This window comes from Clostridium beijerinckii HUN142 (assembly GCF_000621745.1).
Taxonomy (GTDB): domain Bacteria; phylum Bacillota; class Clostridia; order Clostridiales; family Clostridiaceae; genus Clostridium; species Clostridium beijerinckii_A.
This window is the reverse complement of sequence record NZ_KK211338.1, coordinates 179,017-198,634: the sequence shown is the minus strand read 5'-3', so window position 1 is coordinate 198,634 and position 19,618 is coordinate 179,017. Positions and strand designations below refer to the sequence as shown.

Sequence of the window (19,618 nt, the reverse complement as noted above, 5' to 3'; positions counted from 1 at the left end):
GCCCATAAAGTCTTGGGTTTTCTAAGTTATATAATCCCTTTAATACAGAGAATAATTGCTCTATTTTCAATCTGTTTTTATATAATTGGGATCCTATAGGAGATTGAATAAACAAAGCATTTTCATATCGTTTATCAGTAAATGACTCAATACTTTTAGCCTTACGCATATTTATATCAGTTAACAAATTAAATTCTAAGCTAGAAGCAATTTCAAACCATTCTACTGAATCATATGCTGCATCTGCAAGTATTAAAAATGGATTATAAATTTTAGCTTCATATAGTAAATCTGAGACTTGATTGTCATAAACATTAGCTGTTGTTAAATCAAAAACTAAGGGAATTATAATATCACTAACTGCTACAATACAGTGTAATTTATAACCTTTATAGTATCCAAGGCGGTTACCCTTGCCGGATTTAGCTTCGCTATCGTATTTTGAACTTCTTAAAGCAGTTCCATGTATTGCACACAGTCTAGTTTCAGGATTTATAAGTTCAACAAACATAGCATAAATACCATAATATATATGCTTCTCTAAAATTTTAGTTCTTAATGAGAATGTAGAATAATCTGGCACTTGATCAAGTTGAATTATAGACTGAAACACACGGTCTTGCTTTATACGATATACAAGCTCTCTTAAACTGAAAATACTACTTTTAACGCCATATAATATACATGCAACTATTTGTTCGTCTGAATACTTACGTGGTCGCCATTTAGTACTTTTGATATTCGAATTTAGTCTAGCAAATGCAATTTTAACAGCTTCAAAAATTTTATAATGGTCATTTTCACTTTTAATATTTGATGATATAATCATATTTGAGTCATTCCTTATGTGATATATTTAGGTTTTTCGCGAAATTATTATATCACAAAGGAATGACTTATTTGTTTTTACAAATTCTATTTATTCAACAACCTAGTATAGATTGAGTAATTTAAGTTCCTGTATTTTTAAAAAGTTCTGTAAAAAATTTTGTATAAAATGAATAATAGAAACTCCTTCTTGGCAATAATTTATATGACAATTTATTACAAGAAATATTTACTTTTACAGGAAACATTTCGAATGAATTATTAAAGGAATATATAAAGGAGCAGAATTTCATTAATGCAAATGATATACTAAATAGTTTAAAAAAGATATTTTACAAGAAGCTTTAGAATTAGAAATGGATGAAGTATTAGGCTATGGGAAATATGATGGCATAGAAAAAACTACTACTAAATAATAGTCATAATGGGTATTCACAGAAGACTGTTAAAACAGAGCTCGAACCTGTACAGGTCAATATACCCAAAGATCGAAACTGTGAATTTGAATCTAAGATAGTACCCAAATATCAAAAATCAATTAATGGGATTTAAGATAAAATACTAGGACTTTATAGCACCGGAATGACAACTAGAGATATCTCAGAACAAATAAAAGAGCTATATGGAGTTGATATTAGTGCTGAAACTGTATCTAATATAACAAATAGGATATTACCGTTAGTTTTGGAATGGCAAAATAGGCCATTAGAAAGGACTTATTCATTCATATTTATGGATGCTATACATTACAAAGTAAGAGAGGATAAACAAATTATAGTTAAAGCTGCTTATGTTGTAATAGGTGTTAATTTAGATGGTGAAAAAGAAGTTTTAGGAATATGGATTGGTGCCAATGAAAGCAGTAAATTTTGGTTATCTGTGTTAAATGATCTTAAAAATAGAGGTGTTCAAAATGTACTTACATTCTGCGTTGACGGGCTTAAAGGCTTCAAAGAAGCTATCGGAGCTACATTTCCGTTTTCTAAAATACAAAGGTGTATAATACATCAGATAAGATCTAGTATGAAATATATTCCGCATAAGGATAGAAAGCTTTTTGTAGCAGATTTAAAAGGAATAAACAAAGCTGTTAATGAAGAAGTAGCTATAGAAAATTTGCTATCGCTAAAAGAAAAATGGTCTAGTAAATATCCAAATGCAGTTAAGAGTTGGGAAGATAATTGGGATAATTTAAGTACATTCTTTGCATTCCCGGATAACATAAGAAGGATAATATATACTACTAATGTTATAGAAAGCCTAAATAGCCAATTCAGAAAGGTAACAAAAACTAAATTAATATTTCCTAATGATGATAGCTTATTAAAGATGCTCTATTTAGCCGTTGAACGCGTAGCCAAGAAATGGACCAGGAATTATCCGGATTGGGATCTAGTTATTAATCAGCTTGATATTGTATTTATATATTAAAGTTATCGATTATTTCTAAGAAGAAAATCAGAATACACAAAAATATTTACAGCCTCTACTTTCTAGAAATTTTTAAATTAAAGTTAATTTATTAGATTTATTCTAAAGAAATTAAAACGAACTCTAAAGAAAATCTATATTTTTTATTTCTATAGCTTTAGTAACAGGTGCAATATCTCCACCCAATATATATCAATAATTTTTATGTCATCAGAATTTTCTTAATTGAATTACAATCAACATTAACATCTAGTTATGTCATTAAAGGCGCAAGTAACCATATTCCTTATAAAATTCTCATCTACTATATCACCTGTTATCAATAATCTATAAAATAATGGACCAAAAACTAAATCCATAACTAATTCTATATCCAAATCCTCTTTCAGTTCTCCCCTTGAAATACCACGTTCTAGAATATGCCTTGAATCAAGTCTACGAGGTTTAAAATATACTGCTCGATATGTTTCAGCTAACTTTGGATCAAATTGTCCTTCTGCTATTATCTCATTAATTACCTTCCCCTCACGACTAGTCAAAAAATTTGCTAAATTACTTACTTGAATTATTATATCATTCATAGTTGACCCTGTATCTGGAACAGGAAGTCTCACAACAGCAACATCAAAAAAAGCATCCATAACAACAGCTGCTTTATTAGACCACCATTTATAAATAGTAGCTTTACTAACTCCAGCTTTCTCAGCAATCTTTTCAATTGTAACAGCTCCAAAGCCATTTTCAAGCAATAAATCATAGGCAGCGGAAAGAATTGCGTTTTTAGTTTTCTCGCTACGAGGACGTCCTAACTTTTTCTCCATATGTAGTTACCTCCATTGTAATTAACTTATAGCACCATACTTAGTAAACTATACGTCTATTATACTATATATATTATACTTATCAATTCTAAATTATATCTTTTAAACATTTGAATTCATTGTTACTCATATTATCCCTCTTATGTATTTTTAATAAACTTAAAAATAAAATTCTTATTTTTTCAAAAAACTATTTACAATACTGAACGTTTAGTATAATATATATTTATAAACTAAACGTTCAGTTTTATCAAGCACGTTATTATTATTTTATTAGAATTTTTAAGATATATGGCGGGAATAATACCTATTACTATTTTATTTAAAACAAAGTAATTAATAAATTTTATCAAATATATGTATATGAGGAGGAAAAATAAATGAAAGTTATAGCATTTAACGGAAGTCCAAATAAAGAAGGTAATACTTACCACGGAATAAAATTGGTTACTGATGAACTAGAAAAGGAAGGAATAGAAACAGAAATAATTCATGTAGGGAACAAGTCTATAAGAGGTTGTATTGCTTGCGGATATTGCACAAAAAATAAAAATGGAAAATGTGCCATTGCTTCCGATCCCGTTAACGAGTGGATTAAAAAAATGAAGGATGCTGATGGAATAATCTTAGGGTCACCAGTACACTATTCAGCAATTGCTGGAACAATGAAATCATTTTTAGATAGATCTTTTCGTGTGGCCGAAGCTACTGATAGTATGTTAAGACTTAAAGTAGGCATTGCAGTAGTTGCAGTAAGACGTGCAGGAGGAATTCCAACCTTCGATCAATTGAACAATTACATTAATCATTCTGAAATGATTATTCCTACTTCAAACTATTGGAATGTCATTAACGGAAGAGTACCAGGTGAAGTAATGCAAGATGAAGAAGGAAAACAAATTATGAGAGTCCTAGGCAAAAACATGGCTTGGCTTATGAAGCTTATCGAAAATTGTCAAGGAGTTATAAAAACTCCTGAAAGAGAAGAAAAGATTTTTACTAATTTTATTCGATAAACTCTTATTTAATCTGGCCTTCATATAATTGTAGCATTGATATTTATGAGAAATTTTTATTACTTGTAAATTAGGACTTTTGCTCAATTATATGTATTATATAATTTTAAGGAAGTGATTTATAAATGTATCAATCAAATAATACTGTAACAACAACAAATTCATCAATAGATACTATTAATACTAAAACTATATTAACTAAAGTACTAATCTTAGTTATGTCAATAGCTTGTGGACTTACTGTCGCAAATTTATATTACATTCAACCACTTTTAGGTGATATAGCAAAAACTTTTCATGTCGATCAATTAAGCATAGGCTTTGCAGCTATGCTCACACAAATAGGCTATGCAATTGGAATGATATTTATATTGCCTTTAGGAGATATAAAAGAAAAGAGAAATCTAATAGTAATAGTGCTCTTATGTTCAATAATTTCACTTATGAGCATGTTCTTCTCTTCAAATATATATATTCTCACAATCTCTTCTTTTGCTGTTGGATTTACTTCTATAATCCCTCAACTTATTATCCCTTTAGCAGCACAGCTCTCAAATCCACAACAAAGAGGACAAACTATTGGTACAATAATGAGCGGTTTATTAATTGGAATATTACTTTCTCGTACAGTTAGTGGCATCTTAGGAAGCTACCTTGGCTGGAGGACAGTTTATCTTATCGCAGCAATTATGATGTTTGCTCTCATGCTTATTCTTAGAAAATTGATACCATTATGCAACCCTATTTCTGACATTAAATATTCTGAGTTATTAAAATCAATGATACACTTAATAAAAACAGAACCAATCTTAAGAGAATCTTCTATTAATGGTGCATTAATGTTTTCCGCTTTCAGCGCCTTTTGGACATCCCTTATATTTTTACTTGAAAGTTCTCATTACAATATGGGAGCCGAAGCAGCTGGTTTACTTGGATTAGTAGGTGTTAGCGGTGCTCTTGCTGCTCCACTGGTTGGAAAAGTAGCTGATAAAAGAGGTTCAAGATTTGCTATAGGCATATGTATAGTCGTGGTTATAGTTTCCTATTTATCATTTTTCCTATTTGGATTCAAAATTTGGGGATTAGTCTTAGGAGTAATTCTTCTAGATTTAGGAGTACAATCTTGTAATGTCTCTAATCAGGCAAGAGTACATTCTTTAAATGAAGAAACACGTAATAGACTTAATACTATTTATATGGTTAGCTTTTTTCTTGGGGGGGCGTTTGGATCGTTTTTAGGTTCCTATAGCTATTCTCACTTTGGATGGTATGGAGTATGTACTTTTGGTATAATAACTCAAATCCTTGCGCTTATTATACACAAGATTAGCAAAAAAGCATAACGTTCTATTTTGCATATTTAAATTTTATTAATTAGAATTTTCTTTTTATTCACCTGAGAAATAAGCCTGGAATAATATATAAATTAAAATTATATGATAACTTATAAAAAGGACTCCCCTTTATATGGTGAGTCCTACTTTTTAATAATAACATTGTCCGCTGCATTTGCCATTAAGTAACTTATTTTTTATATATTCTTCATAAGTTTCACTTATTTCAGTATTATCTAATATAGCTATGGCCTTTTTTAGGCTTATTATATCTTTTTCCATATTCTCAATAGAATTTCCTCTTCCGACTACCTTTAAATGAGTAATGCCAGCTTTCTTTAACTTTTTTAACGAACATAATCCACATCCAGTTTCTCCAATAAAATATGAAACTTCCATTGCGTCTTCGCCTTCACTTCCATATTCATTTTCTGGATCAGATTGATTTTCTATACAGAATTCTTCCTTATCCTTGTCATCTATGTCTTTGTAATAAGACTCCATTCTCTTATCAACTTCGCAAAAACTACTCTCATTTTTATCTATTCTTAATAGTTCATATGGAACTTTACACAAATGTATCATTTCATCACAATGTAGGGAGCTGCAAAAAGCGCCAGTATAATGACATCTTTCATTTAAAATAAATGCTTCATATTCGAGATTTTTTACTTCGTTACTTCTTATGCATGATTTCATATCTTCAATTGTATTTTTCCTATGAAATATGTAACGTGATATATTTAGTTTGTTGAAAAATTCTATAGAGAGACGGTTTAATTCAGCACATTCTCCACTTAAATGTATTGAGCACTTTATATTCCTTTCCTTTAAATATAATATAAGCGCAATATCAGCTACTATAAAATTATTAAAACCAATATTTATCAAATCTTTTATTATGTTAGCTATCATTTCATATTGTTCTTCAACATAATATAAATAATTAAAAGTTATATTTACTGGCACCTTATAAAAATCAAACATTTTCTTTAGTATTTTCATATCCTCTAATGATCCTATTTGAATATTATAATAAAGTGCTTCTCTCCTATTTAAAGGAAATAAACTACCATATTTTTTATTCCATTCGTAAGGAACATATCCGCAAAATACTTCATCTGCTCCAGCCTTCACTAATTTTATATAATCATCAATACATCCCATTCCCGCTACTATCTTCATTATATTTTCCTCCTTGTATCGATAGACCTTATATGTGCACATGTGAAATGGTTACCTATAACCGTTAAACTTCTGTCCTGGATTATAAAGCACCACATAAGTATAAGCTCATATTTCGATATCTATAGAAAATTTAAAACAATTCTATCGATTCCCCTATTTATGTAATACTCTAATTCTTTTGGACTGTTAAGTAGAGTATCATCAAAAGCAAATAGTGAATTATATCTTCCAACCATTCTTAAATGCTTTGGATAAGAAAATACATAATCCCTACAATACTTTGGACAGTCGGTAACAAGCTTCTGATTTCCTCTATCCATGGTTGTACACATTGCATATAGTGGACAATATTGAGATGTATTTGTTTGATAAAAAGGAATATGAATACTATGGTGTCCATCTGCAATAGAAATTTTATAACCGCAATTTTCATATTCATATCGTTCTATTTTACATTCTTTCAAAAACTTCGTAAAAATTGAGCCATTAAGACTGTTTGTTGCTATAAGATCTTTATTTTCTAAGTATCCTTTTTTGTAAATATATCTTGGATCTTTTTTTCTCTTATTTAATAAAATACCTAGTGACAGCTTGAAAATATCTATCTTATCTTTAAGTAATTTTATCATTCCAAAATCATTTATAACAATTTCTATCTTAGTATTATTTTCATTACACCAATTATATACTGCCTCTATTATATCTTTTGTTTTTTCTATATAACACTCTCTCATATATGTAAAACATAGTGTTATCTCAAGGCTCTCTTCTTTGGCTTTCTTTATCATACCTTTTAACAATTTTATTTCTGGAAATAAGTTATGACAAAATTCATTTCCAATATAAATCCTGTTGATATCTTTCTTAAATAGCTCATGACTGCCTATAAAATTTTCATTTAAGTAATCCATCTTAAATGTTTGGATATCACTATTCATAAACTTTTTATATAATATATCATTATCTAAAGAAATAGCTATCTCCAATGAATCGACGATATCATCATCCCAATCCGCATAATTTAATCCTAACAGCCACTCTTCTTTCTGCTCTAAATAATCCTTGTGAAACTCCTCATCTAGCTTTTCCGGATAATTAACCATTTCCTTTGAAAATTCATTGCCATCACCAAAAGCTTTTAACATAATATAATTTGAATACTTTTTAAAAGCACTTCTTACATTATGTAAATATTTTTGTGATTCAATGCTGAAAATATATGTTAAACTAAAATCTTCTTTTCTTTTTTCTATTATATTATAATCTTGTATTATCACCTCTTCATATCTGTTTTCATCAAACTTATGAAATGCAACTTTTATACTGCTTATCTTTTCTATTTCGTCAGCCACACGCACTGTTAATTTTTCAGGAGATATTTTTATTATACGTACTTCTTTGTCATCTAATAAACATGTTATGAGTCCTGCTGGCAATAATTCAACTTCTTCTTTTTCCAAAATGATACCTCCTAAACTTTTTCATATATATCTTTAAAAACACTTCATATACCTTATTTTATCTGATCCCACTTAATTCATCAATTTAACTATATCTAGAGATTTTGAAATTAGCTTTTTACATTCTAACCTTAATTGAGCACTTAGCCTGATAGAATACTAAATGTAGGTCTATTATTGGAATATATACTATTAAAATTATATTTTTAATAGTACCATAATTGTGATTATTTCAATGCAAACAAGAGCCCCTGGGCTATTTAATTAGCCCAGGGGTACATATCTAGTTTTAATTTAAATCAACTTTTGAAATTTTATAGCTATACACTCTATAGATTTACAAACTGCACTTTAGTAATTTCAGCGAAATTTTCATAGTCCCGCCAAATAACAATGTTTCTACTTTCGGTGGATTATCCCATAACTTCAAGTTTAATGTTGCTTATCTATAAACTAAACTTATAAATTCTAGATTCATATGGCTTAAGTTCTATACTATCAATCGAATCATTTTCATTAACACTGTAATTTGAAATTAAAAGTTCTTTAGATTTAAATTCAATTTTTCTTTCAAGTACAAATTTTGTCTCATTTCCTGTAAAGTTGCATATAACTAGTAACATTTCATTTTCTAAAGTTCTTATATATGCAAATACTTCTTTGTTTTCTTCTAAAATCAATTCATATTTTCCATGCATAACCACTGAATTCGATTTTCTTATTTTTATTAATTCTTTATAATAATTAAATATAGAGTTTTTATCCTTTAATTGTGATTTAGCATTTATTTCTTTGTAATTAGGATTTACTTTTATCCAAGGCTCTCCATTTGTAAATCCTGCATTTTCGCTATCATCCCATTGCATTGGAGTACGTGCATTATCTCTGCCTTTTGTATATATAGATAGCATTATCTCCCCATGAGTATAACCTTGTTTTTTTCTTTCATTATACATATTTAGAGTTTCTATGTCCTTATAATCCTCTAACTCTTCAAATCTTACATTTGTCATGCCAAGCTCTTCGCCTTGATATATATATGGAGTCCCCTTCATTCCATGTAATAATGTAGCAAGCATTTTCGCACTTTCTACCCTATATTCTTTATCATTTCCCCACCTTGAGACTATTCTTGGTACATCATGATTGTTCCAGAATAAACTATTCCAGCCTGTGCCTTCTAGCTCTACTTGCCATCTAGATAATGCTCTCTTTAAATCTAATAATTCTAACGGCTTTAAATCCCATTTTTCTTTACCTGGTTGTTGATCTAATAAAATGTGCTCAAATTGAAATATCATGCTAAGTTCACTATCATCTGGATTTGAATATTTCTTGGCTATTTCTGTAGTGCATCCCCAAGTCTCTCCAACTGTTAACAAATCCTTGCCTCCAAATGTTTTCTTATTCATTTCTCTAATATATTCATGAAGTTTTGGACCATTAGCTGTGATTTTTTCATCAGGAATCTTCCCTATAAGGTCAATAACGTCCATCCTAAATCCACCAATACCTTTATCAATCCAAAAGTTCATCATTTTATAAATTCTATTACGTACTTCTTCATTTTCCCAGTTCAAATCTGGCTGCCTTTTACTAAATAAGTGCAAGTAATACTGCCCTGTAGTTTCATCATATTGCCATGCACTACCACTAAATGTTGATCTTAAATCATTTGGTTCTTCTCCATTTACCGGATCCCTCCATATATAATAATCTCTATAAGGATTATCTTTTGATTTCTTGGCTTCGATAAACCATTTATGTTCATCAGAAGTATGGTTAACAACTAGATCCATAAGAATTTTTATTCCTCTTTTATTGCCTTCCTTAATAAGATCATCCATATCTTCCATTGTTCCAAATTCATCCATTACATCTTCATAATCGCTTATATCATACCCATTATCATCGTTTGGTGATTTATATACTGGAGATAACCATATTACATCTATCCCCAATTCTTTCAAATAATCTAACTTCTCTATAATTCCTCTTAAGTCCCCAATTCCATCTCCATTAGAATCATTAAAACTCCTCGGATATATTTGATAAACTACACTTTCTTTCCACCATTTTTTCTCCATGACTTATTCTCCTTTTTAATATTACTTATTTTATTTCGTTTAAATATATCTTTTATTACTTAACTGCTCCAGTGACAATCCCATTTCTTATCCATTTTTGCGCAAAGATATATACTATAAACATTGGCAATAATGCTAGTAAGTATGATGCGAAAGCCAGATTATAATTTGTAGTAAATTGAGATTGGAATACGTATTGAACTAAAGGCAATGTAGCCATCTCTGGCTTACCTAAAATAATAAGTGGCAACATAAAATCATTCCATGTCCACAAACAAGTAGTAATTGCAACCGTAGCATTGATAGGCTTTAATAAAGGGAAAATTATTCTCCAAAATACTTGAAATGTAGATGCACCATCTATTGTTGCTGCTTCTTCAAGTGAAGCCGGAATTGATTTAATATAACCTGAATATAAAAATATGTTAAAAGGTAACCCAAATACAACATATAAACATATTATTCCAATTATATTATCCATATTTAACATATTTACTTGTTTTACAAGAGGCAGCATAATTATTGGAAATGGTACAAACATAGCACTCAAAAAGTAATAGTACAATGCATTAAAAAACTTTTTCTTTCTATTTCTAGCTATTGCATATGAAACTAAAGAATTTGAAAGTATTGTAAGAATTAATACTGAAATTGTTATTGTTAAACTATTTTTTAGAGCATCAAAGAAATTTGTCATTTCAATGGCTTCAGTAAAATTTTCAAAACGCAATGACTTCGGAAATGATAAAGCACTTGGTACCATATCTTGTGGAGATTTTACAGCTATTAATATTGTAAGATACAATGGAAATATTATAGCCACCAAAGCTCCTGCTATCATAAGCGTAGTTACTACCCAATTGGTTTTGTTTCTCCTCATAATACTTTTTCCTCCCTCTTTTCAAGGACTCTAAGCTGAAATAATGATATTGCTACAATCACGATGAAGTAAATAACAGCATTTGCAGATTGATATGCAAAACTTCCTTGGTTAAATCCTCCGTTATAAATTACATAAGATATTGATTGAGTAACAGTTCCAGGTCCTCCTCCTGTCATAGCTACAACCTGATCAAATACCATTAAAAATCCTTTCATACATAAGACCATGTTAATTGTAAAAAATGGTGCTATTAATGGAAATGTTATACTTTTAAATCTTTGCCATGAACCAGCGCCATCAATATCGCATGCTTCGTAAACATCAGTATCAATTGTCTGAAGTCCAGATAAATATATAATTGTATTAAAGGCTATGGATTGCCATGCTGCCACGAACACTATTCCAAGCCATGCAAGCTTTTCATCACCTAAGATGTTTTTACTGAGCATAGAAATGTTCATAGTCTCTCCAATGTTTGGTATAACATGAGCAAATACAAAATTGAATATAAATGCTACTATTAAAGTTCCTAATATATTAGGAATAAAATATATTGACTTTAAAGTATTTTGAAATTTGATTTTTGAGTTTAAACCTACAGCAATTAAAAGACTTAATATGTTTACTATAATTGTAGTTATAATTGCAAATTTGAAAGTAAAAATATACGCATGCATAACATTGATATCTTGAAATACCGCAATATAGTTTTTTAATCCAACAAAACTCCAATCACCATATCCTTTTGAATTAGTAAAACTATAAAATACACCTTCTAAAAGAGATAATGTATGAAATATAAAGAATAACAAAACTGCTGGTATAGTCATAATATAAAAAGCTTTTTTCTTTTTCAAAACCTTCAGCCCCCTATTATTTTTTCATTTGACAAATAAATATTATTAGCATATAGCATAGGTTGTCCTAAAATCAGTCTATTTTCATAGAGACATTATTTTTCATGCTTATCAGTAAATATCGCATCCTTAACTATCTTTTAGGACATCCTCATGCCTTTTATTTTCTCTATTTATTGTTTGCTATTGGCTTTATCGTATTCAGTATCAAGTTGTTTTAAGAATTCTGCCTTATCTTTTTTACTATAGAATCCTTGAACTAAACTTGCTGCATCAAATGAGCTTGGATAGTAGTGATCAGGGAAAACACCAATCTTTCCATTTTTAAAGCTTTCTTGTACATCTGTTACACTTTGATCATCTTGTGTAACATCTTTAACTGCAGAAAATGCGAATTGATCTTTTATATATTTTTGAGCATTCTCCTTTTCAGTCATAAATTCTATGAATTTTTTTGCTTCATCAGAATGTTTTGACTTACTTGTTATTCCAAATAATACATCTATGCCCGATACTATATTATTTTTAGATGGATCGTTACTTGCAGGTAATGGGAACATGCCTATATTAATATTAGGATTTGCTTTTTTTATTTCACTAATAGCCCAGTTACCTTGTAAATACATTGCTGATTTACCTTGTGCAAAGGCTGCATTACCATCATTGTATGATACTCCTAAAATATCTTCTTGCCCAAGAGTTCCTATAGTCTCCATCCTGTCCACTATTTCTCCATGTGTAGCTTCAAAAGTTGTTTTTCCTGCTTTTTTGTCAGCTAAGAAATTGCTAGGCTCTAAATCACTAGCTATAACATTCCAGAAACACATTCCAGTCCATGCGTCTTTAAGTGTCAAATAAAGAGGTAATTGACCTGCATCTTTGATTTTTTTCGATGCTGCCATAAATTCATCCCAGGTTTTTGGAATTTGTAATCCCAGCTTTGAAAATATATCTTTATTGTACAGAACGCCATCAGCATTAGTAGCATATGGAACTCCATATATTTTCCCGTCATCATTACTTGCTATTCCATGAAGCATATCTAAATATGGTTTTTGTATATTTTCAATGATGCTATCATTAGTAAGATCAACAAGAGCATTTGCATCTACTAGCGCACCATAGTTTACATCTGCACCTAAAGCTACCAAATCAGGCATATCATTTTTCGCAAGTCTTGTCTTTAAAACAGTACCAGCATTTGCAGGTGAATTAATTGAAATTTCAATATTAGTATTTTTCTCTTGGAATTCATTTGCTAATGATTGTAATATTGTTTTGTTTTCTGCCTTAGTTGAAAATAACTCCAATTTTACTTTTCCATTTTCTGTGCTACCTCCCTTAGAACCACATCCTGCTAATAATGAAGTTCCAATTACTGCACTAATAGTAATTGACATTAGTAATTTTAATTTTTTATTCATTTCTCTTCCCCCTACTTTCTAATTTCAGTATACGATTACGTAGATTTAATATTATATTAACTATACTTTTTAGGTATATTAACGCTAAAAAGCATATTTTAATATCTTTTTTTACTCATTAATACTTAATCGTTTACGTAAACTATAAAAATTTACGTAATAACTTTCTGCAAATCTTATATGAAATTATATTACAAAGTTTAGAACTTAGAATTGTATATAAAAACTTGTAATATAGCTTCATATCGTTTTATAAATAATCATTGAATATCTTATATTCTTATAATAATTTATATATTACTATTAATTTTCTAAATTTCAGCCACAGTTAAGCACTTAGCATACTAGAACTTTAAATAAAAATTTATTAATACAACTTATATATCTTTAATTTTTTTCACTGTTTCTCTTTCTACAATTTCAAATGGCATTATTATACTTTCAACTTTTTCGTTGTAGGAAATTCTTTTTATTAACATTTCAACAGACTTTTTCCCCATATCATATAAAGGTTGTGCTACTGTTGTTAAAGGTGGATATGACATCTCAGCTATGTTTGTGTTATCATAACCTATTATAGATATGTCATCTGGTACTTTTAAACCATTCTTATGTGCTACTGATAATGCTCCAACAGCACAATCATCAGATACTGCAAAAACTGCTGTAAATTTCTCACCTGTCTTTAGAAGTTCATTCATTCCTTCGACTCCATCTATAAAGCTAAAACCTTTTTCTTTAATAAGATTTTTCTTTATAGGTATATTATTATCTCTCAATGCTTGCAAAAATCCATTTAAACGTGGCACTCCCGCTACAGGATCTTCAGTCGGTCCAGATATAATTGCTATTTCTTTATGGCCATTTTCAATTAAATATGATGTTGCTGAATAAGCAGCTTGATAATCATCTACCTTAACATAAGGCAACGAATACTTATACGATAATCCTGAAACAAGAACTGTTGGAATATGTGAATCTATTATTCTTTTGCATAAAGTATCATCTGGAGGTATACTGCAAATAATCAAGCCATCTACCTGTCTTTCAGATAACACCTGAAGATATTCTGAGATTCTCTCCCACTTATCTCCACCATTACAAATGATAACGCTATAATTATTGCGTTGTGCAAAGTCTTCTATTCCATTTAAAATTTCTACATAATATGTAGTGCTTATTTTGGGACGTAACACCCCAATAGTTCGTGTTTCTCTAACTTTGAGATTTCTTGCAATGGCATTTCTTTGATAACCGAGTTCATCCATAACTTCAATTACCTTTTTTCTAGTTTCTTCTGAGTAACCATCTAGGTTATTTATTATTCTAGAAACTGTAGCAACAGAAACATTAGATTTTTTGGCTACATCTTTAATTGTGGGTCTTTTAATCTTACTATTCATAAAATATTCCTCTTTTTCAGTAAACGTTTAAGTAATTAAATCTTATCATAATTGCATTTAATTGTCTATACCCTCGTATAATTTTTTTTGATATTTTTAATTTCTATATTAAATTAGCTGTAATTATATTATACGTTTACGTTAATATAAACTTTGTCCCTTTACAAAATATGGTTATAAACTTCATTTAATATCTTGCAGAGCTATCCATTCAACACTATACTATATTATGTGAAGTATTCTTTGGCATGTGCTAAAGCGTATTCAAAATAGCAGTCAATAGCCAGTCTATTTTATATATAGATTCCAAACTCTTAAAATACAACATCTATAAGAAATTACGAGTTTCTAAAGAGACTCTTTTAGAGTCCAAGTATAAAATATCCACGGCAAATTTGGACATGTTATTTCATGTATCTAATAAAAACTCGGTGAAATGAGAGGGAGATTTATGAACAAAAAAGATATATTAGAATTAAAAAGACGTTTAAAAAAAGATGACTGTACATTTACTAAAATGTGTGGCTGTTATGTAGATGGTCAAAAAAATATTGTACTAAAATTTAAAGAAACTTTTTTAAATCTAAGAGAGGAAGAATTCTTTAAATATTTAGAAATTGCCAAGAAAACACTATCTGGAACAGTTGGAAATAACATTCTTGAACTGAACTTTCCTCTTGATGAAGAAGGTATAGGTGGTAGACAGCTTTCCTTAATGCAGCTAAAAAAAAGTAAATTAAAAGATGATTCTCTACTTGATAGCTTTTATAAATTAATTATAAATAGTTATGAATATACAGGTAACTTTCTAATACTCGTTTTTCACGATGCTTATGATGTTATGACAAAAACTACTGATAACTCCAAATTAGATGAATCCGAAGAGGTCTATGAATATATATTATGTGCAGTCTGTCCAGTATCACTTTCAAAACCAGCTCTTGGATATCTTGAAGATGAAAATCGAATTGGAGCCCGTATTAGAGATTGGGTAGTTGGCCCTCCAGATCTTGGATTTGTATTTCCAGCATTTATAGATCGTAGTACTGATATTCATTCCATTATGTATTACACAAAAGATGCAAAAGATCCACATCCAGAATTTATGGAAGAAGCTTTAGGTTGTAGTTCAAAGCAAACAGCTACTGAGCAAAAGGAAACATTCCAAAATATTATTCGTAAAGCTGTTGGAAGTGATGATGACAAATCAGATCATTTCTTTATGGAAATTCAAGAAACTCTTAATACTATAGTAGATGATCATACTACTGTTAACGGCAAAAATGCTGAACCTATAGTTTTGAGTAATGATAATATTCAAGATATTCTAATCGAAAGTGGAATCCCTGAAGAAATCACGGCAAAAATTGAAAAATCATATACAGAAGTATTCGGAGATACTCCACCTGTAGCAGAGAATTTAATTGATAAAAAAGCACTTGCAGCAAATGAACAAAGAAAAAAAGAAGAAAAACTCGAAAAAAAAGTACGCATACTAGAAGAAAGACTTGAGAAAACAAAATCAGATGCTCTGCTAGATTCAGAGAAAGAAGCTGCTTTAGAATCAGAAACTGAATCAGCTTTGAATAAGATCTTAGATGCAGATACCAGAATAAACTTAGAGCTAGAGTCTAATTCTGCTTTAAAGACAGAATCTGATGCCGCCTTAGAAGTAGAGGCTGACTCTAATTTAGAGGAAAGTTTTGATTCTGAATCAGAGTCTGAAACAAATAATACTACAGACTCTGAAATAGAACCTGAGGTTAGTACTACTCCAAACTATGATATTGTACTTCACGTAAAACCTCAAAAAGTCTCTCAAATAAAATCGCAAATAATAGACGGAAAGAAATGTATTATAATTCCAATAGATGATGATGAACAAGCTAAAGTAAATGGTGTTAATGCCTTACTTTAATTATCTATGAAGAATACCTTTCTCATTTAAATAGCCATAAAGATCCTGATTAAGGACCTTTATGGCTATTATAGTCTATATATACTTCAATAATGAATTTACATTTAAAATTCTAGGAAATCATGCACTTAACTAACACTAAAATGTAGAGGCTTTATTTTAATATATATAAATTTAGCATTCCTTACTTTATATACATTCCGCCAGGAGTTTCTGATAAATTAATTATAATATTTTTCTTTTGAGTATAAGCTTCTAATATAACCTTGTGAGTTTCCCTACCTATACCAGATTCTTTATATCCACCAAATGTTGCACCTGCTGGAAAAGTATTATAAGTATTAACCCATATACGTCCAGTCCTTATTCCTTTAGCAACTCTTATGGCACGATTTAAGTTAGTAGTAAATACTCCACCACCTAAACCATACTCACTGTCATTTGCCATAGCAATGACTTCTTCTTCAGTCTTAAATTTAATTACAACTCCAACTGGCCCAAATATTTCTTCTCTAGCTACTCTCATATCATTAGTGGCATTTGTAAGTAAAGTAGGTTTCATAAAGTATCCATTCTTAGCATCACCCTCAATGAATCTTTCCCCTCCTGTAGCTACTTTTGCTCCTTCTTGTTTCCCTATTTCTATATATTTAAGAATTTTCTTAAGTTGAGCTTCACTAACTTGTGCTCCCATTTGAGTACTAGGATCTAATGGGTTTCCAACTTTAACTTTTTCAAAAGCAGCAATTGCTTTTTCCATAAATTCATCATAAAAATCTTCTTGTACAAATATTCTAGAACCTGCAGAACAAACTTGTCCTTGGTTAAATAAAATTCCCAATTGAATACCTTCTAATGCAATGTTCATATTTGCATCACTAAAGAAAATATTAGCTGATTTTCCTCCAAGCTCTAAAGTTGCAGGAATAATACGTTTAGCCGCAGCAAGTCCAATTTGTCTTCCAACTTCTGTAGAGCCTGTAAATGCTAATTTATCAAGTCCTTCATGATTTTGCAAATATTCACCGCTCTTTGATCCTTTTCCTGTAATAACGTTAATTACACCATTAGGAACAATATTTTGTATTAGTTTCATAAGCTCTAATACACTCAATGAAGTAGTGCTTGATGGCTTAAATACTGAAACATCTCCTGCAGCCAACACTGGAGCTAACTTCCAAGCCGCCATTAGGAATGGAAAATTCCAAGGGACTATTTGCCCTACAACACCAATTGGCTCACTTAATATTAAATTTAAAGTATTTTCATCTATCATTGTTGCAGAACCTTCATCAGCACGAATAACACCTGCAAAATATCTAAAATGATCTGCTGCTAATGGAATATCTGCTCCTGTTGTTTCTCTAATTGGTTTTCCATTATCTAAAGTTTCTACTGTAGCTAAGTATTCTGCGTTTTCTTCAATAATATCAGCAATTTTATTTAATATATTTGCTCTTTCTACAACAGTAGTTTTGCTCCATGTAGCAAAGGCTTGTCTTGCAGAATTAACAGCATCATCTACATCCTTTTCTGTAGCATCTGAAATCTCAGCTAAAAGTTCCCCATTAGCTGGATTATAAGTCTTTATTGTAGCTCCATCTGAAGCGTCTCTCCATTCTCCATTAATAAATAATCTATATCTATTTTCTAATTTAATATTCATAATAAACACCTTTTTCCTTTATATAATCGATCCTTTATAACTTTATTATAGCATTAAATTAATTGTATTCAATATAAAATAATTATTTAACAATAATAATTATCTATATTGTATTGGTAAATATTGCAATTGTAAGGTATTCCTATAAAAATTTTTTATTTAAAAACAAAAAAGTATAATATAAAACAAAAACTTTGTTAAGAATTTATTTTATATTATACCTTTCATATTTGAAAAAGGTGCTATATTTATTCCTTACTAATAATTAAAATTTAGCTCTCTTACTTTCTTTCCCTATTCCTTTATTAAAATATCTAACGTATGTGCACTTGCTCCAAGTAAATCTGGCCTTTCACATGTAGAAAAATGATAATTAATAAAAAGCTTAAATGTCTCTTCATCCATAGCATTCAAAACAGATCTCATATAATTCGCTGGTCCATCTGCTGAAATTAATTTTATCCTTTTTAGTCTTACTTCTTCATTTAACTTATTGATATCTTCAATCCTTACATAATCATATAAATCTTTTGGTTCAGATATAACATGAAAATCATCAGTAAGCTTTCCATTTTCAATAGACGCACGAATATTATTTTCCTTAAAACCATATGTTATTACGCTATACTCATTCATGCAATAAGCTACTAAGATAACTCCTCCAATTTTTGTTACTCTCTTCGCCTCTTGTAAGGCTTTTGCTTTATCCTGAAAATTGTATAAGTGATACATCGGTCCAAATACCAATGTCATATCAAATGTATTTTCTTCAAATCTTGATAAATCTAATGCTGTCCCTTGATATGCTTTTACTGAACTTCCTTTTGATTTTAAAATACCTAGATTATGCTTTACAAGCTCAATTGCTGTAACATCATACCCATCGTTTGCTAGCTCCACAGAGTATCTTCCTGTTCCAGCACCAACATCTAAAATTTTGGAACCATTATTCTTTTCTAGATACTCATGAATATATTTCATAGAAGTTAAAAACTCAACTTGTGCATATTTTCTAGTTAATCTTTTATCTTCACAAAATTTATTATAGTATTTCTCTAATTCCATTGTCATCTCTTTACGTTCCTCACCTATCATTTATTAGAAATTATTAAATATAAATATTAATTTCTTTCCTGATTTCTAACAACTATTATACTATATATTGCAACTATTAAAAATATAGATTTATTCTTTAAACATCTATAAATAAAAATGCCCCCAAGAACCTAATTCCCAGATTCTTACGGGTTTATCATGAAATATAAATACTATCTTTACAAATACACAACTATTAGAAAAATA

General features: G+C 29.7%; 14 protein-coding genes and 1 pseudogene. 4 read left to right on the top strand and 11 right to left on the bottom strand.

Going from position 1 to position 19,618, the window contains the following annotated elements:
• Window positions 1-829 (bottom strand): transposase (locus T483_RS0126200; RefSeq protein WP_035790613.1); only part of this gene is annotated, 829 nt, incomplete at its 3' end.
• A 224-nt stretch (window positions 830-1,053) separates the two neighbouring features.
• On the opposite strand from T483_RS0126200, the pseudogene T483_RS29845 reads away from it, so the two are divergent.
• A pseudogene (locus T483_RS29845) lies at window positions 1,054-2,259 on the top strand (IS256 family transposase).
• 242 nt (window positions 2,260-2,501) lie between these two features.
• On the opposite strand, the gene T483_RS0126190 reads toward T483_RS29845, so the two are convergent.
• Window positions 2,502-3,080: a TetR/AcrR family transcriptional regulator gene (locus tag T483_RS0126190; protein ID WP_026889502.1), complete on the bottom strand. Its 579-nt coding sequence runs from the start codon at window positions 3,078-3,080 to the stop codon at window positions 2,502-2,504.
• A 380-nt stretch (window positions 3,081-3,460) separates the two neighbouring features.
• Between T483_RS0126190 and T483_RS0126185 the strand changes: the two genes are divergently transcribed.
• Together T483_RS0126185 and T483_RS0126180 are read left to right on the top strand one after the other, a co-directional pair.
• Window positions 3,461-4,096 carry a flavodoxin family protein gene (locus T483_RS0126185; protein ID WP_026889501.1) on the top strand — a complete coding sequence of 212 codons (636 nt, stop codon included), beginning with the start codon at window positions 3,461-3,463 and terminating at the stop codon, window positions 4,094-4,096.
• Window positions 4,097-4,221: 125 nt separating this feature from the next.
• Window positions 4,222-5,439 (top strand): MFS transporter, encoded by a 1,218-nt coding sequence (locus T483_RS0126180; protein WP_026889500.1) that lies wholly within the window; start codon window positions 4,222-4,224, stop codon window positions 5,437-5,439.
• A gap of 141 nt (window positions 5,440-5,580) precedes the next feature.
• Here T483_RS0126180 and T483_RS0126175 read toward each other — a convergent pair whose 3' ends face one another.
• The 7 genes from T483_RS0126175 to T483_RS0126145 all read right to left on the bottom strand — a co-directional run bounded on the left by T483_RS0126175 (window position 5,581) and on the right by T483_RS0126145 (window position 14,732).
• The gene (locus T483_RS0126175) at window positions 5,581-6,615 is read right to left on the bottom strand and encodes a U32 family peptidase (RefSeq protein WP_026889499.1); all 1,035 of its coding nucleotides are present in this window, start codon (window positions 6,613-6,615) and stop codon (window positions 5,581-5,583) included.
• Between the two features lie 122 nt (window positions 6,616-6,737).
• A complete protein-coding gene (locus tag T483_RS0126170; RefSeq protein ID WP_026889498.1) occupies window positions 6,738-8,078 on the bottom strand; it encodes a hypothetical protein in 1,341 nt (446 codons plus the stop codon).
• A 446-nt stretch (window positions 8,079-8,524) separates the two neighbouring features.
• Window positions 8,525-10,165 carry a glycoside hydrolase family 13 protein gene (locus T483_RS0126165; RefSeq protein ID WP_026889497.1) on the bottom strand — a complete coding sequence of 547 codons (1,641 nt, stop codon included), beginning with the start codon at window positions 10,163-10,165 and terminating at the stop codon, window positions 8,525-8,527.
• A 55-nt stretch (window positions 10,166-10,220) separates the two neighbouring features.
• On the bottom strand, window positions 10,221-11,045 hold the full coding sequence (locus T483_RS0126160; protein ID WP_026889496.1) for a carbohydrate ABC transporter permease: 825 nt from the start codon (window positions 11,043-11,045) through the stop codon (window positions 10,221-10,223).
• On the bottom strand, window positions 11,042-11,905 hold the full coding sequence (locus T483_RS0126155; RefSeq protein WP_026889495.1) for a carbohydrate ABC transporter permease: 864 nt from the start codon (window positions 11,903-11,905) through the stop codon (window positions 11,042-11,044). Before T483_RS0126155 ends, T483_RS0126160 begins: the two co-directional genes overlap by 4 nt.
• 173 nt (window positions 11,906-12,078) lie before the next feature.
• On the bottom strand, window positions 12,079-13,329 hold the full coding sequence (locus T483_RS0126150) for an ABC transporter substrate-binding protein (protein ID WP_026889494.1): 1,251 nt from the start codon (window positions 13,327-13,329) through the stop codon (window positions 12,079-12,081).
• Window positions 13,330-13,706: 377 nt separating this feature from the next.
• Window positions 13,707-14,732: a LacI family DNA-binding transcriptional regulator gene (locus T483_RS0126145; protein ID WP_026889493.1), complete on the bottom strand. Its 1,026-nt coding sequence runs from the start codon at window positions 14,730-14,732 to the stop codon at window positions 13,707-13,709.
• 451 nt (window positions 14,733-15,183) lie between these two features.
• On the opposite strand from T483_RS0126145, the gene T483_RS0126140 reads away from it, so the two are divergent.
• A complete protein-coding gene (locus tag T483_RS0126140) occupies window positions 15,184-16,650 on the top strand; it encodes a DUF4317 domain-containing protein (protein ID WP_026889492.1) in 1,467 nt (488 codons plus the stop codon).
• Window positions 16,651-16,834: 184 nt separating this feature from the next.
• Here T483_RS0126140 and T483_RS0126135 read toward each other — a convergent pair whose 3' ends face one another.
• Window positions 16,835-18,316, bottom strand: coding sequence for an aldehyde dehydrogenase family protein (locus tag T483_RS0126135; protein ID WP_026889491.1), 1,482 nt, complete (start codon window positions 18,314-18,316; stop codon window positions 16,835-16,837).
• Window positions 18,317-18,610: 294 nt separating this feature from the next.
• The gene (locus T483_RS0126130) at window positions 18,611-19,387 is read right to left on the bottom strand and encodes a class I SAM-dependent methyltransferase (protein ID WP_026889490.1); all 777 of its coding nucleotides are present in this window, start codon (window positions 19,385-19,387) and stop codon (window positions 18,611-18,613) included.
• Window positions 19,388-19,618: the final 231 nt, after the last annotated feature.